This is a genomic window from Desulfitobacterium chlororespirans DSM 11544, assembly GCF_900143285.1.
In the GTDB taxonomy this organism is placed as follows: domain Bacteria; phylum Bacillota; class Desulfitobacteriia; order Desulfitobacteriales; family Desulfitobacteriaceae; genus Desulfitobacterium; species Desulfitobacterium chlororespirans.
Genome location: NZ_FRDN01000005.1, coordinates 376,300 through 391,295 on the forward strand (window position 1 = coordinate 376,300; position 14,996 = coordinate 391,295).

Annotated in this window: 15 protein-coding genes and 2 riboswitches; of the genes, 14 read left to right on the plus strand and 1 reads right to left on the minus strand. The window is 45.3% G+C overall.

Annotation, left to right across the window (positions count from 1 at the left end; translation table 11 throughout):
• Positions 1-52 precede the first annotated feature (52 nt).
• The 11 genes from BUA14_RS07655 (at position 53) to BUA14_RS07705 (ending at position 10,733) form a co-directional block, all read left to right on the plus strand.
• Positions 53-751: an ABC transporter ATP-binding protein gene (locus BUA14_RS07655; protein WP_072772052.1), complete on the plus strand. Its 699-nt coding sequence runs from the start codon at positions 53-55 to the stop codon at positions 749-751.
• Entirely contained in the window at positions 748-1,908 is a 1,161-nt protein-coding gene (locus BUA14_RS07660; RefSeq protein WP_072772053.1) for an ABC transporter permease, read from the plus strand. Before BUA14_RS07655 ends, BUA14_RS07660 begins: the two co-directional genes overlap by 4 nt.
• 32 nt (positions 1,909-1,940) lie before the next feature.
• Complete coding sequence (locus tag BUA14_RS07665; protein ID WP_072772054.1) at positions 1,941-3,077, plus strand: ABC transporter permease; 1,137 nt, start codon at positions 1,941-1,943, stop codon at positions 3,075-3,077.
• Positions 3,078-3,267: 190 nt separating this feature from the next.
• Entirely contained in the window at positions 3,268-4,983 is a 1,716-nt protein-coding gene (locus BUA14_RS07670; RefSeq protein WP_072772055.1) for a methyl-accepting chemotaxis protein, read from the plus strand.
• 195 nt (positions 4,984-5,178) lie between these two features.
• On the plus strand, positions 5,179-6,261 hold the full coding sequence (locus BUA14_RS27175) for a PstS family phosphate ABC transporter substrate-binding protein (protein ID WP_084078491.1): 1,083 nt from the start codon (positions 5,179-5,181) through the stop codon (positions 6,259-6,261).
• Positions 6,262-6,353: 92 nt separating this feature from the next.
• Complete coding sequence (locus BUA14_RS07680) at positions 6,354-6,875, plus strand: hypothetical protein (RefSeq protein ID WP_072772056.1); 522 nt, start codon at positions 6,354-6,356, stop codon at positions 6,873-6,875.
• Positions 6,876-6,948: 73 nt separating this feature from the next.
• Positions 6,949-7,476, plus strand: coding sequence for a GNAT family N-acetyltransferase (locus BUA14_RS07685; protein ID WP_072772057.1), 528 nt, complete (start codon positions 6,949-6,951; stop codon positions 7,474-7,476).
• Between the two features lie 50 nt (positions 7,477-7,526).
• Positions 7,527-7,919 carry a ribosomal maturation YjgA family protein gene (locus BUA14_RS07690; protein ID WP_072772058.1) on the plus strand — a complete coding sequence of 131 codons (393 nt, stop codon included), beginning with the start codon at positions 7,527-7,529 and terminating at the stop codon, positions 7,917-7,919.
• A gap of 63 nt (positions 7,920-7,982) precedes the next feature.
• On the plus strand, positions 7,983-8,633 hold the full coding sequence (locus tag BUA14_RS07695) for a TetR/AcrR family transcriptional regulator (protein WP_072772059.1): 651 nt from the start codon (positions 7,983-7,985) through the stop codon (positions 8,631-8,633).
• Between the two features lie 92 nt (positions 8,634-8,725).
• Positions 8,726-9,949 carry an MFS transporter gene (locus tag BUA14_RS07700; protein WP_072772060.1) on the plus strand — a complete coding sequence of 408 codons (1,224 nt, stop codon included), beginning with the start codon at positions 8,726-8,728 and terminating at the stop codon, positions 9,947-9,949.
• 115 nt (positions 9,950-10,064) lie between these two features.
• On the plus strand, positions 10,065-10,733 hold the full coding sequence (locus BUA14_RS07705; RefSeq protein ID WP_072772061.1) for a YczE/YyaS/YitT family protein: 669 nt from the start codon (positions 10,065-10,067) through the stop codon (positions 10,731-10,733).
• Here the strand turns inward: BUA14_RS07705 and BUA14_RS07710 are convergent.
• Positions 10,730-11,875 carry a trans-sulfuration enzyme family protein gene (locus tag BUA14_RS07710; RefSeq protein ID WP_178371653.1) on the minus strand — a complete coding sequence of 382 codons (1,146 nt, stop codon included), beginning with the start codon at positions 11,873-11,875 and terminating at the stop codon, positions 10,730-10,732. The genes BUA14_RS07705 and BUA14_RS07710 overlap by 4 nt on opposite strands.
• A 108-nt stretch (positions 11,876-11,983) precedes the next feature.
• A riboswitch (SAM riboswitch) is annotated at positions 11,984-12,082 on the minus strand.
• A gap of 247 nt (positions 12,083-12,329) precedes the next feature.
• Here BUA14_RS07710 and BUA14_RS07715 point away from each other — a divergent pair.
• The 3 genes from BUA14_RS07715 (at position 12,330) to BUA14_RS07725 (ending at position 14,895) form a co-directional block, all read left to right on the plus strand.
• A complete protein-coding gene (locus tag BUA14_RS07715) occupies positions 12,330-12,686 on the plus strand; it encodes a hypothetical protein (RefSeq protein WP_084078493.1) in 357 nt (118 codons plus the stop codon).
• A gap of 51 nt (positions 12,687-12,737) precedes the next feature.
• A complete protein-coding gene (gene larE / locus BUA14_RS07720) occupies positions 12,738-13,541 on the plus strand; it encodes an ATP-dependent sacrificial sulfur transferase LarE (RefSeq protein WP_072772063.1) in 804 nt (267 codons plus the stop codon).
• Between the two features lie 108 nt (positions 13,542-13,649).
• Positions 13,650-13,751: riboswitch (SAM riboswitch) on the plus strand.
• A gap of 115 nt (positions 13,752-13,866) precedes the next feature.
• Positions 13,867-14,895 (plus strand): homoserine dehydrogenase, encoded by a 1,029-nt coding sequence (locus tag BUA14_RS07725; RefSeq protein WP_072772064.1) that lies wholly within the window; start codon positions 13,867-13,869, stop codon positions 14,893-14,895.
• The last annotated feature ends 101 nt before the right edge of the window (positions 14,896-14,996 follow it).

Sequence of the window (14,996 nt, forward strand, 5' to 3'; positions counted from 1 at the left end):
AGGGAATCCGGCAGTATTCAGGTAAATAGCCTTGAGCAGCAGGAGGTCGAAGATGAGTTTAATCAAGGTCGATCATGTATCAAAAATCTATCAAGGCGGAGAGGGAGCAGTCTATGCCCTGAAAGACACTAATCTCCAGGTTCTTCAAGGCCAGTTTCTGGCTTTGCTGGGACCTTCCGGCTCAGGGAAGAGCACCCTGCTCAGCATCCTTGGTGCCTTGAATCCGCCCACAGAGGGGAAGGTCTTTATCGATGATATTGACATCTACGGGCTGGATGAAGAGCGCAGAGCTGATTTCCGCCATGAGTATATTGGCTTTGTTTTTCAGCAATATCAGTTGATACCCTATCTCACCGCTCTGGAAAATGTTATGCTCCCTTTGGCGATCACCAGGCACTCGGATCAAACTCAGCGTGAGATGGCTCAAAAGGTACTGGAAAAAGTAGGGCTGGGCAGTAAGTCCCTGCGCCTGCCTAACCAGCTTTCCGGTGGCGAGCAAAATCGGGTGGCCATTGCCCGGGCCATCGTCAATGATCCGGTGATTTTGTTCGCCGATGAACCGACAGGAAGCCTTGACACCAAGACGGCTAAGGAAATTCTGGAGCTCTTCCAAGCCCTGAATAAAGAAGGGCAGACGATCATCATGGTGACCCATAATCTGGAGAATCTTGCCTATGTCTCTCATGCGGTGCAGATTCGGGATGGAATTATTGAAAAAGCTCCCCAGCCTGTGGTCGGTGGTGTGATATGAACATCTTCGCCATTTCCCTGGGGAATTTAAAACGGCGCAAGCTGCGTTCTCTTTTGCTTTTATTGAGCATCATCATTGGTGTGGCCTCTAGTGTCTTTCTCTTTACCACCACCCGCTCTATGGAACAGGATGTGGCTGATAAAATCGACCAGTTTGGCTCCAATCTTCTCATTCTCCCCAAGACTGGCGAAACCTTATCCTTTGGCGGGGTGACCGTGGGAACCAGCCCGGGTCAAGAGCTGGATATGGACATGATCCCGGAGATGAAAACCATTAAGAATAGTGAGACTTTAGCCACTATATCCCCTAAATTGCTTGCCGAAGGGTCGATAAATACGAAAAGAGTACTCCTGGTAGGGGTGCAGTTTCCTGAGGAGCTGCGCTTAAAAAAGTGGTGGACGATTGATGGATTGGCAGTTGGTCAACTCCCAAAGAGCAACGAGATTCTGATCGGCAGCGAAGTGGCACGCATCCTTAATCTTAGCTTTCGCCAAGAGGTTGAAATTAAAGGGGAAAAATTCTGGGTAGGAGGGGTCATCCAACCCACAGGTTCCTTGGAAAATGACCAGGCGATCTTTATGGATTTGCCTACCTTGCAAAAAATTGAAGATAAGCCCACCGCTATCAGCCTTATTGAAGCAGCAGTGCTTTGCTACACCTGTCCTATTGAAGATGTCAGCCTGCAATTAAGTGAAAAACTCCCCGGTATTAAAGTGGCCGCTCTCCAGTCCACCATAGAATCAAGGGATGATACCGTCGCTCAATTCAGCCTTTTTGCTGTGGTGATATCCGTGATTTTGCTCATAACCAGTGGTTTTGTGGTGGCCATGTCCATGATCTCGGCAGTTAAAGAGCGGACGCGGGATATTGGGATTTTGCGCGCCATTGGTTTTCGAAAAAAGCATATTCTGCGTATGTTTCTTTATGAGGTCAGCCTGGTCAGCGCCTTGGGAGGTTTAATGGGCTTTGCGCTGGGCATGGGGCTGGCTATGCAACTTGGTTCTGCTTTGGTCCAAATGGCCGTTCAAGTACCCTTTCAGCCTCTGCTTGCCCTTTATTCTCCGGCAGCCGCCCTGGTGATCAGCCTCATAGCCGGCATCTATCCAGCCTGGCGGGCAAGCAGGCTTGATCCCGTTGAAGCCTTGCGTTATTTCTAAGGAACTCTGCTTACTGTATCTCGGAGGTATATATGACACTTAACCACATCGCTTTGCAAAATCTGCGTAGAAGACCGGGCAAAACCCTCTTTTTGATCCTTACCTTTGCCTTTATCGTTGCGGCCATTTCCGCCTTAACGATTCTGGCGTTGGCAATGAAAGCAGATTTGCAGAAAAGTTTAACCGAATACGGTGCCAATGTAGTGATTAGTCCTCGCTCCGAGCACTTGAATTTAAGCTATGGCGGATTATCTGTCTCAGGAGTGGAGTATGAGGTCAAGAAGCTGGATGCCGGTACTGCGGAGAGGATCTCCCAAGAGGTGAGCCCGGAAGTGATCATTGCTCCCAAGGTTATTGGCTCAGCGGAAACCTCGGGCCAAACCTTCATGATTATCGGCATTGACTTCGACCAAGAGCTTAAGATGAAGCCATGGTGGAAAATTGAGGGCATGGCTGCTCAAGATAACCAGGTGGTGATCGGTTCCCGGTTGGCTATGAGTTCTAACCTGAAGCTGGGGGATATTCTGGATTTAGGGAAGGGAAAATACCCGGTGGTAGGAATTATGGCAGAGACAGGCGGCTCTGAAGACCAAGGAGTATTCACAACGATTCATACTGCCCGATCTCTTACAGGAATAACTTCTGAATGGTCTTTAATCGAACTTAACACACCGGATGATGCACAGACCGTAGCCCAATTAAGGCCTGTTCTGGAGTCGGCTAATGTCACGGAAGTGACTCAGCTTGTTCAAGGCTCCCAAGAGAATGTGGAGCGTTTCACCAGTTTTTCTCGGACTATCTCTTTGGCTATGGGATTGATCGGAGCCCTGGTGATTATCGTGACCTTGGCCGGAAATGTAAATGACCGGACTCGGGAACTGGGCGTGCTTCGTGCAATTGGCTTTCGTCAAAAGCATATATTATTCTTGCTTGGCCGTGAAGCGCTGATCATCAGCCTTACAGGAAGCCTGCTTGGCTACAGTATAGGAATTGTTGCTCCCCTCGTTTTGGGGCCCTTATTAGGCTATGGAAATCCTGCCATTGCTCTCCATGCTGGATTAGGAAGCGCTTTGGTTATGGGCTCTCTTTTGGTGGGGATATTGGCGATGATTTATCCTGCCTGGAGAACGTTGAAGCTTGATTTACAGGAAATATTAATTGCACTTTAGCTTAGTGCAACTTGGTAGGGGAAGCCCAAAAGGCTTCTCTTTTTATTATTAATAAATAATTGCCATAAACTTAAACTTATGTTAGAGGAATTTATAAATCTCAATAGAATTATTTAAGTATAGAAAACTGCACTCAGGAGTGTTTACTTTTAGAAATTATTTGTGGCATAAGCAAAAGGGGGTAACAGCAATGCAAAAATTCCGCAATCTGAAAACAGCCTCAAAAATTAATAGTTTAGTACTGCTCATGGCAGTATTTCTTGGACTTGTGGGCTTCGTGGGAATATATTCTGCCAATAACTTAGCTGCTTCATTGGAAGGTATGTATCAGAATAATTTGCTGCCAATCAAGTGGCTCAATGCAGCCCGGGGGCAAAGCAGGGCAGTAGAGGCAATGACTCTTGAATTATTTATCACTCAGGATCAAAACAGACAGCAGGAGATTCTCCAGGAGGTCCAAGAGCGGGCAGCGGAAGTAGACACCCTCCTTAGCGATTATGGCAAGACAGCTATGGATACATACGAACAAGAACGATTACCAAAGCTGATGGACGAATTACAGATATACCGGACAGAAAGAAGTAAGGCAGTGGATTTGGCATTAGCGGGAAAGCAGGATGAAGCCTATACCTATTTTGCTGCTAATGCTGCAGACAACCTCAATATTGTGAATGCTTTTTTAGAGGAACTTGCCGACTATAATGCCCAAATTGCCGATGATGAAGAGATAAAAAGTAAGTCGCTAGCTTCAATGGTAAGTAAACTTATGATAGGAATAACTTTGGTTGCTGTAGTTTTGGCTATGGGCATAGGTTGGTATATCGCCAGAATGGTGGCTAATCCCCTGATTCAGTTAGTAGGTACAGTTCGTGAAATCGCCCAGGGCAATCTAGCTGTAAAAAAAGTGGATCTTATCTCTCAAGATGAAGCTGGTCAACTGGCAGCAGAATTCAATACTATGACGGACAATTTGCGGGTTTTAGTCCAAAATATAGCTTACACCTCAGAACAAGTGGCGGCTTCATCAGAGGAACTGACGGCCAGTGCTGAGCAGTCAGCCTCTGCTACGAATCAGATTGCTGCAACGATCACTGATGTAGCTGCGGGAGCAACCAGGCAGGAAGCTGCCATAGATGATACGGCATCGATCGTGGAACAGATGTCGGCAGGTGTTCAGGAGATTGCGGCTAATGCTAATAGTGTTTCGAGATCTGCCGAAATGACGGCAAATGCGGCTGGCCAAGGAGATAAGGCTGTGGAAGCAGCGGTGAACCAGATGAAAAACATTGAAAAAACGGTAGCAGGCACGGCCCAGGTAGTTACGCAACTTGGTGAGCGATCGAAAGAAATTGGTCAGATAGTTGAAGCGATTTCCGGAATTGCTGCCCAAACCAATCTGTTGGCACTGAATGCAGCGATAGAGGCTGCTCGTGCCGGTGAACAAGGCAGAGGATTTGCCGTAGTTGCTGAGGAAGTACGCAAGCTGGCGGAGCAATCTCAGGAAGCGGCTAGGGAAATTGCCGGCTTGATCACAGAAATTCAGCAGGAAACCGGCAATGCAGTCAATGCTATGCATGATGGCACCCGTGAAGTAAAGGTTGGCTCTGAAGTTGTAAACTCTGCTGGACAGGCATTTAAAGAGATTGTGAATCTCATCGGTGAAGTTTCCACCCAAGTCAGGGAAATTTCAGCAGCAATTCAACAGATGGCTTCCGGAAGTCAGCAAATTGTGGATTCAATACGGGATATTGAGCATATCAGCAAGGAGGCATCCAGCCAAACTCAGACCGTCTCGGCTGCTACCGAAGAGCAGTCCGCATCTATGGAACAGATTGCAGCATCCAGTCAGGCACTGGCCAAGATGGCGGATGAGCTGCAAAATTCAGTCGGGAAGTTTAGGGTTTAATGTCAGAATTCCCATCCACAAGCACTGAATGACGAGAAAATTCGTTATTCAGTGCTTGTACTTCATCCTATACAAATTTAAGGATTAGAAGGAAAAATATACTAATCCGGCGAAGCTATCTATGAATGAGGGATACACTGCCCGAATGTGGAAAATGGAATTTAAATTGTTATTGTAGTCAGTTAGGGAGGAAATATGAGGATAGGGATAATCAAACACAGAAGAATTATAAAGCGAATTGCGGCAGGCTTAGTCCTTGCTATGATTCCCCTTCTTGTACAGGGCTGTACGAAAACGGAGACTACCAGAGGGGCGGAGACTCCTCAGTCGACGGAGGTGACTGAGACGTCGGCGGATCATAAAACAGTCACGTCAACAGTAACACCGACACCGTCGGAGGATGCCGCAGCTATCGGCATTACAGCAGAAAATTATCCGCGCATTGACGGGTCAACTTCCACACTTCCACTGGTGCAGGGGATATATAGAAGGATGTTTTTGCCCGTGGATGGCGGTGGAGACGGATGGCCGGGCCTTCCGCAGCAAGCCTCCAAAACAATGAAATCCTACGAGATGCTCATCGCGGGAGATGTGGATTTAATTCTCGTTCCGGACCCTTCCCAGAAGATTGAAAAAATGACTGAGAGTTCAGGGAAAGAGCTTGAGTATATACCCATCGGGGCGGAAGCGCTTGTGTTTGTTACGCACAAAGATAATACTGTAACCAATATTACCGCCTCCCAGATACAACGGATTTATTCCGATATGTCGATTAAGGACTGGGAGGAACTCGGAGGACGAAAAGGGCGCATCGTGCCTATTTGCCGCAATGCGGATTCCGGCTCCCAAGCGCAGTTGGAGAATTTGGTACTGATGGGCAGGAAGATAAATCCGGCAATTGAGGAGAACTACATGGAGCGGGATATGAACGGAATACTGGAAATGGTGGAGGATTATCGGTATTTTGCTCGTGAGGGAGAGGAAAGGGCCTATTCGTTGGGTTATTCGCTCTATTACTATATCCAGATTTCCGAAAGCGTGAACGGAAGAAGGGGCATTAAGGCGCTCTCTTATAACGGGATTGCTCCGACGCCGGAAACGATTGTATCCAAGGAGTATCCTCTGGCGATCAATTATTACGCGGTCGTGCGCAAAGATTTGCCGGCGGATCATCCGGCGCGGAAAATTGCGGATTGGCTGACAACGACGGAGGGTCAGTGGTTAGTCGCGATGACCGGATTGGGTGCCTTACAGACGTTATATGAGTCTCCGCAATAATTCCAGGATTGAATCAGTAGTTAAAGAATGCTTTAGGATAGAAAGAGCAGAAAATCGGCAGGAAGTGGGTTGTTTTAGAGGAGGTAAAAAGGATGAATCAGCGCGAGATTGCCAGTATTGGGTGCAAGCTTATCGGGATTTTCTTTGTCGTTCAAGGGGCCAGACTGCTTTCGTTTAATGTCCCTGTAGCGGCAAATATGATAGCTGATTATACTTTGACTAATATTGTGTATTCGCTAATTACGATTCTATTTGGTATTTTACTGTGGTGCTTTTCCGGTAAATTAGCTAAAATTTTGGTTAAGGAAAAAAATCGAAATGAGGCTGTCGGAATAGGAGCTAGTGATCTACAGAGAATAGGCTTTTCAGTATTGGGACTTTATTTTATTGGGCATTCATTGCCAGAATTGGTAACTAAATTAGCCAGTTTGCATACTTCCAACCATGGGTTGCCGGGGCTGCCCGGATTACGAATATATTTTTTAGGAGGAACAATAACCGAATTGCTTATTGGGATAGGCATTTTTCTTGGTTCACAGGGGTTGGTTAATCTATTGAATCTTATTAGAACAGCGGGATTAAAGAGAGATAGTGATTCGGAATTGGAAGAATGATAGAATAATAGAATGGAAGCATGCCAGGAATAAGGTTGGAATGCAGCAGTAGATTTACCAGGAGGGAATAAGAATGGAGTATCATATTCGACCGATAGAAATTGGTGATGGGAAGGGGATAAATATATTAAGGCGCATGCCTGGAGTTTTTGAAAATATTTTGGGTATCCCGTCCGAGCAGTTAAAGCGGAATGAGGATTTTATCGCCAATTTAGATGCCAACCAGCATCAATTTGTGGCGGTAGCCAGGTCTCAGGATGGTCAGGAAGTGATTATTGGACATGCAGGCTTAACGGTATATCCTAATCAGCGCCTGCGGCATAGTGGCGGCATTGGCATAATGATTCATAAAGACTATCAAAATCAGGGTGTTGGCAGTGCCTTGCTGAGCAAGCTTATAGATGTTGGGGACAACTGGCTAATGTTAGTTAGGATTGAGTTGACTGTATTTGCAGATAATGCCAGAGCTATACATTTGTATGAAAGGTTTGGTTTTGAAAAAGAAGGAGTAAAGCGCTTGGCGGCAATAAGAAATGGCAAATATGTAGATGAATATCTGATGGCCAGAATAAACAGATCAAATTATAATTCACAGTCTTAATTTAGCCTATGGGGCCTCGCTATGCTTTCCACATCGAAGAGGAAATGATTATGACAATAAAAAGAAATCGATGGACTTACCTTACCTTGGTTGGAGTAACAATAATACTTGGCTTAAGCAGCCGGCAGTTTTCGGGGTATTTTCCCTATACAATCAATCTCTACTTGGGAGATGCCCTATGGGCACTTATGGTTTTTTTTATGTTTTGCCTTATTTTCAGGTTGAAAGGAACCGGCTGGCTTGCTGCAGCAGCGTTGCTTTTCGCCTTTGGAATTGAAATCAGTCAGCTTTATCATGCTCCCTGGATTGATGCTATAAGGCAAACCCGGCTGGGAGGTTTGGTGCTGGGGTATGGCTTTTTGTGGAGGGATTTAGTGGCCTACACCATCGGAGTGGCAGTGGGAGCAGTCATGGATAGGCGGATAAACGCTTATCTACCTTGACATCTAGGTAGTAGCCTGCTATTATACATACCGAAAGTATGTAATAAAAGATGGGGTATCACTATGGCACGCAATAAGTATCCTGAAGTAACGATAAACCGCATTCTCGATACAGCCATGAAATTGTTCATGTCCAAAGGATATGAGCATACGACGATCCAGGATATCATCGATGGATTGGGAGATTTGAGTAAGGGCGCTATTTATCATCACTTCAAGTCAAAAGAAGAAATTATGGATGCGGTGAATAAAAGATTAGCTGAGCAGGGGATAGCGGATATAAAAACAGTTGCTCACGATCGTAATCTATCCGGGTTGGATAAGCTTGGTAAGATGCTTATGTTTTCTATCCAATCGGCCCAACACGAGGCTCTCGACCAGACCGTACCGCCGTTTCTTAGAAATCCTCAATTATTGGCTCTTCATATGCGTGATACTATGGGCTCTGCAGCCGACCTGCTTACAGGTGTTATTGAGGAAGGTATGAGAGATGGATCTATTCATACAGCTCAACCCCGTCAGCTTGCCCAGATGATTCTCTTGTTTTTTAACGTTTGGTTTAACCCGTGGATGTATTCCTGGACTCCCAATGAGTTAAAGAACATCATTTTCTTTGCAAGAAATGTATTTGAAGAAATAGGGGTCCCTTTATTTACGGAAGAGGTTCTTCAGTCCATTGACGAACTCCATTCGCTTTCCCAAAAACAGAAATAGCTATTCTTTACATATGGATTGTAGAGAATAGCTAATATTTTAAAAAGATACATACCAAACGTCGGTATATTTTAGAAATAGGAGAGGTGAGCATGAGTATCGATTCAACCGATGGGAAACAGCCATGGAAGAGAAGCTTTTTTACGATAACTATTGGTCAAACAATGTCTATAGTTGGAAGTTCAGCGGTACAGTTTACGCTAATTTGGTGGGTTGCCAGCAATACCTCTTCACCACTTGTGTTGGCTATGGCAGGGTTGTTTGCTTTTTTGCCGCAATTATTGCTTGGCCCTTTTGCTGGGGTCTGGGTAGATCGCTTAAAACGAAAAACTGTAATTATCTGTGCCGATCTCTTTATAGGGATGGTAGCCGCTGTTTATGCACTGATCCTTATCGGAGTAAATCCGCCTTTTTGGTCGGCGTGTGCTGTTCTCGGGATTCGTGCCATTGGCAGCGTTTTTCATACTCCGGCGATTCAATCAGTGATACCGTTGCTGGTTCCGGAGGAAGAGCTTGTTCGGGTGAATGGTTGGAGTCAATTTGCTCAGACAGGTGCTCTGATGCTGGGGCCGGTTTTGGGAGCGGCACTGTATGCAATTTTTCCACTCCCCATCGTATTATTATCTGATTTAGCGGGAGCATCGCTGGCAAGCATTGCTGTGGCAGCAGTCAAAATCCCTGAGTTAAAAAAAGAGAAACAGCTTGCTCCAAATTTTCAAAAAGAAATGCGAGAGGGAGTGGCTGTTTTCCAGAGAGATAAAAAACTGTGTATCGTTACCTTGGCGGCTGCATTTTCCATGATTTTTTATATGCCACTTTCTTCATTCTTTGCCCTGATGACCAGTGACTATTTTAAAGCAAGCGCTTGGCATGCCAGTATAGTCCAATTTGGCTATTCAGGGGGAATGATGTTGTGTGCTTTGCTGATCGGAGCCTATGGCCGGATCAAAAAGAAGCTGTTCGTGGTGCATATTGGACTTCTGGGATTAGGACTTACCTCTTTTTTCTGCGGTTTACTTCCTCAGAATGAGAACGCTTTCTGGCTCTTTGCAGCATTATGCACGCTTATGGGAGCAAGCGGAAACCTCTATAATATTCCCTATATAGCCTATATGCAGGAGAAAATCCCTCGTGAGGTACAAGGGCGTGCTTTTTCTATCATGGGCAGCCTCATGTCGGCAACAATGCCGCTGGGACTTTTAATCGCGGGACCAGTAGCTGAAATTTACGGGGTAAAATTCTGGTTTTATCTAACCGGTATGGCGTTTTTTATCATTACAAGCATTAGCTTTCTTTTGGTTGCCTCCCGGCCCTAATACCGTTTTAAGAATAGGATATTCTTAGAAATAAAATAAAGGTTTGGAAATGTGCGCAATAAAATGTTACACTTATTAGATAATCGATCAGGAGATATTGAGGAGAAGTGCGGATATGAGTTTATGGAAAAGGCTTATGTATTTATTTTTGGGCACTTTTTTATTATCCTTGGGCATTGTGATGACCATGAAAGCCAATTTAGGCTATGCCCCCTGGGATGTGTTCCATCGGGGGACTGCCGATACTGTCGGCATGACGATTGGCAATGTTTCTATAGTGGCCAGTTTGGTAATCTCTATCATAGTCGTATTGCTTGGAGAGAAGCTGGGTATTGGCACTATCTTTAATATATTTGCCATCGGAATTTATATGGACTTACTGTTACCTTTAAAACTAATCCCTGAGATGCAGAGTTTCCTTCCAGGGATGATTATGCTCATTCTTGGTTTATTCCTTTGCGCTTTTAGTTCCTATCTCTACATTGCCTCTGGTTTTGGAGCAGGCCCAAGGGATAGTCTGATGGTGGCTTTAGAGAGAAAGACTAAACTATCGATAGGGCTTTGCCGTGGGATTATTGAAGTAACGGTGTGCTTGATAGGCTGGATTTTGGGCGGACCAGTAGGAATTGGTACAGTTATTTCTGCATTTGGAATAGGTGTCTGCGTGCAAATGGTCTTTACTTGGGTGAAATTTGATGCGACCTCGGTAAAGCATGAGACCATTGATGAGACCTTTAAGAATGTGAGAGGGTTCTATAAAAAATCCGCTGGAGGAGATGCCTAAAGCATCTGTTTTAAAGCTAGTTCTAAATCGCCAATGAGATCTTCGGCGGCTTCGATGCCCAGGGATAAGCGGAGAAGACAATCGTCCACCCCAAGCCTTGCCCTTACTTCGAGAGGAATATCAGCATGGGTTTGGGTAGCGGGATAAGTGATTAGAGATTCTACACCACCAAGGCTCTCCGCATAGGAAATAATCTGGAGAGATTTTAATATTGCGGGGACTAAGCTGGGGCTGTTTACCCGGAAAGATAGCATAGCTCCGAAGCCTCGGGCTTGTTCAAGTTGAGTTGCATAGCCGGGATGATGCTCAAGCCCGGGATAATAGACCGCGGTGACAAGGGGGTGCTTCTCCAGCCATTGTGCAATCTGGAGGGCATTTTCTTCTTGTGCTCTCATGCGCAGGGCCAAGGTTTTCAAACCCCGGATAACTAGCCAGGAATCCTGGGGGCCCAATGTAGCGCCGAGAGAGTTCTGCAAACGTCCAAAGCGAGCTGCAAGTTCTTCTCCTTGAACCACGACGAGGCCCGCCACGACATCATTATGGCCACCGAGATATTTGGTGCCACTATGAATAACAATGTCGGCACCTAAGTTTAGTGGTTTTTGCAAATAGGGTGTAAGAAAAGTATTGTCCACTATATTTAAGAGACCGTGCTTCCGACACAAGGAAGCGATCCCCTTTAGGTCGGCAACCTTCATAAGAGGGTTGGTTGGTGTTTCGGTGAAGATGGCCTTTGTTTGGGGACGGATCTCTTTTTCTATGGCACCGAGATCACTGGAATCCACAAAAGTGACTTGGAGGCCAAAGCGGCTGAAGACCTCCTCAAGGATACGGTAGGTTCCTCCATAGAGATCTTCGGTGACGAGAAGATGCTCGCCCTGGGAGAATAAGGAGAGGATGGTAGTGATGGCGCCCATGCCTGAGGAAAAAGCAAATCCTTTGGTACCTTCCTCCAGGCTTGCCATAGCATCTTCTAAAGCTTGGCGGGTGGGATTGCCGGTTCGCGAGTAATCAAAGCCTGTGCTTTTGCCGAAGCCGGGGTGAGCAAAGGTAGACGAATGGTAAATAGGAAAGCTGATCGCTCCATAAGGATCGCGGCGATTGCCGATCTGGGCCAGTTCGGTTAAAATATTCATTTTCATTCCTCCTACTATGAACATATTGGCAAAGATATTCATGTTGCTGAGCTTCAAAGAAGATTTGACCTAACAAAAACGACCTCCAAAGAGGTCGTGAATTGTTTCCACGTCCTCTTATCTTCGAACCTGATGGTTCTCTGGATTTAGCACCTCACATATGTAGGTTGCCGGGCTTCATGGGGCCAGTCCCTCCGCCTCTCTTGATAAGAGCTTTGACATAAATTCATATTTAATTCACTTTAGCCTAATAAGATGTTTAGGCTAATATTATATTATTCCTATGGGCTTTGCAAGTGAATTTTTTGTGTTCAGATATACTTCATTCTGAAAAGAGGAAAATCCTATGCTTTTTGAGAATATCTTAGTTAAGCGGAGCTAAACAGGAGTCCAGCCTTGAACTGTTTTCACTGGGGACAAGATTGGTGGGTAACTGATTTATAATTTGTGGAGGAGAGCTATGATGATGGAGGCAATTCTTTTCTATTCAATAGCACTTTTTATTATTATATTTCTTGCCGTAAGGCTGGCTATACAGCCATTAATCAAAAGCACCAATGCCGTTGCGGTTAATGAGGAAAGTGAATTAAGCTTGGTTAAGTTGCAAGCTATCGGGGTGCTGGATAATGATGAATTAGAAGAAGTCATACAGTTTTATAATCAAAAGAAGGTTTCCAGTAAAAATATGAAAGAATTAGAACGCTATACGAAAGTGCTTTCGGAATTAGTCAGGCAAGGAATCTTGACTCAGGAGGAATATTCTCAAAAAATGGAGAAACTGAGAAACTACTATTTTAGCGATAGTTCTAAAGCATAGATCGATTGAAGTGTGAAAGTTAATTAAGTTTGAGTAATCTGGAGGTAAATCATGCAAGCAAAGCTGAATCACTTAAAGCAAATTATCAAAGAAATGGAAGCGGTTGTGGTGGCTTTTTCAGGTGGGGTGGACAGCACCTTTCTCTTAAAAGTAGCTCATGAAACCTTGGGGGATCACTGTCTTGCTGTCATCGGCGCTTCGGAAACTATGCCTTCAGCCGATTATAACAATGCTTTGCAGCAGGTCCAAGAGTTTGGAGCAAAGTTTTTGGTCATCGAAACTGAAGAAATGGGCAAAGAGGAGTTTGTAAAGAACCCTCAAAATCGTTGTTTTCATTGTAAAAATGAGTTGTTTACAAAGCTCTCAGGCATTGCCCAAGAGAAGAAGATCAATTGGGTTCTTGACGGGAGCAATGCCGACGATCTTAAAGATTACCGCCCCGGCATGCAGGCGGCCAGAGCGCTGGGGATCAGGAGCCCGCTGCAGGAAGCCGGTTTAAGCAAAGAAGAGATTCGTCAATTGTCCAAGAAGATGGGACTTTCAACTTGGGATAAGCCCTCCAGCCCTTGTCTATCTTCTCGCTTTCCTTACGGAGAGGAGATCACGATCGAAAAGCTTCGGCGCGTAGAGCAAGCGGAAATTTTACTTAAGGAACTAGGATTTACAAATTTAAGAGTGCGTTATCACCAGGATATGGCCCGATTGGAAATTCCTAAAAAGGATTTTTTAAAACTTATGGAACTGGACCATGATACTATTGTCAAGCCCCTCAAGGAATTAGGGTTTACCTATATTACTCTGGACTTAGAGGGTTTTCGAAGCGGCAGTTTAAATGAAGGAATACAAATTCTGTAGCACTGCTTCATAGTTCTATAGGGAAGGGATTACATTATTCTGTAATATATCACTCTGCTCTATTGACATTGCTTTGTTTACTGTCATATAATAATAAAAATTGAATACTTCTCATCCAGAGTGGTGGAGGGACTGGCCCGATGAAACCCGGCAACCGGCCTATATGGCAGTGGTGCTAATTCCAGCAGGATTATTCCTGGAAGATGAGCAAAAATACGACACATAAGCTCTTCCTGGAATAGGGAAGGGCTTTTTTATGCTTTATATGCTCTTCTCATAATATTGCAGGCAACATCAAGGACCGATAAAGGGGAGGAATAAAGAGATGAAGGAAAATACAGTGAAGATTGGTCTATTAGGGTGTGGGAACGTGGGCCAAGGGGTGATAAAAGGAATACTGCTTCATTCAAACAAAATTCTTCGCAAACTGGGGATCACACTGGTTGTAAGCAAGGCCCTTGTTCAAGATATAAGTAAAGAGCGGGCGATCGAGGGTGTTGTTCTAACCCAGAAACCCCAAGATATTCTCGATGACCCGGAGATTGAGGTAGTAGTGGAAGTTATGGGGGGTGAGCATCCCACTTATTCCTTTATCAAAAAGGCGCTGGCTAAGGGAAAGCATGTAGTGACAGCCAATAAGCTCTTACTGGCTCTTTATGGCGCGGAGTTGCAAGAAATAGCCCAGCATAAAGGAATCTGCTTGCTTTATGAAGGGAGCGTCTTAGGAGGGATTCCAATCCTTAGAACCATTCAATACGGGCTGGCCGGAGATCAGGTGAAGAAAATTTGTGGTATTTTAAATGGGACCACTAATTATATCCTGACTCAAATGGCGGAGTCTGGAAAAGGCTATGAGGAGGCATTGCGCGAAGCGCAAGAGGCTGGTTATGCGGAAAGCGATCCGACTATGGATGTAACCGGTTTGGATGCGGCCTGTAAACTTGTTATTCTCTGCCGGGAATGTTTTGAGCTGGAGATTCCTCTTGAAGAGGTGGAGATTGATGGAATCCAAGGGCTGACGACAGAAGAGGTCGCGGAGCAGAAAAAACAGGGGCGGGTGCCTAAATTAGTTGCCGAGGCATCCATCATTGAGTGCTCTTCGTCAGGGCCGGAAAAAGGACGGGAAGGAATTGTGGCTAAAGTGGGTGTGCAGTGGTTATCGGGGGAAGCAATTCTCAGTCACGTCTCCGGTGTGGATAATGGCTTATCACTGGAAACACAGTTGGTGGGTGATCTTTTTTGGAAGGGGCCTGGCGCTGGTGGATTGGCCACAGGGGGAGCCGTCTTGTCCGATATAGTCGAGATCGCGAAGAAGGTAGTTGCGGAGCGCAGCATAGGTAATGCAGCTCGTTAAATAAGGCAGGATCATATGTTGAGTTTCTTAAAATGTATAGTGGAATTAAAGCGAACTGGTTCAGACTGGTTCGCTTTTTGATGATTTCCTTTTTATCTGCA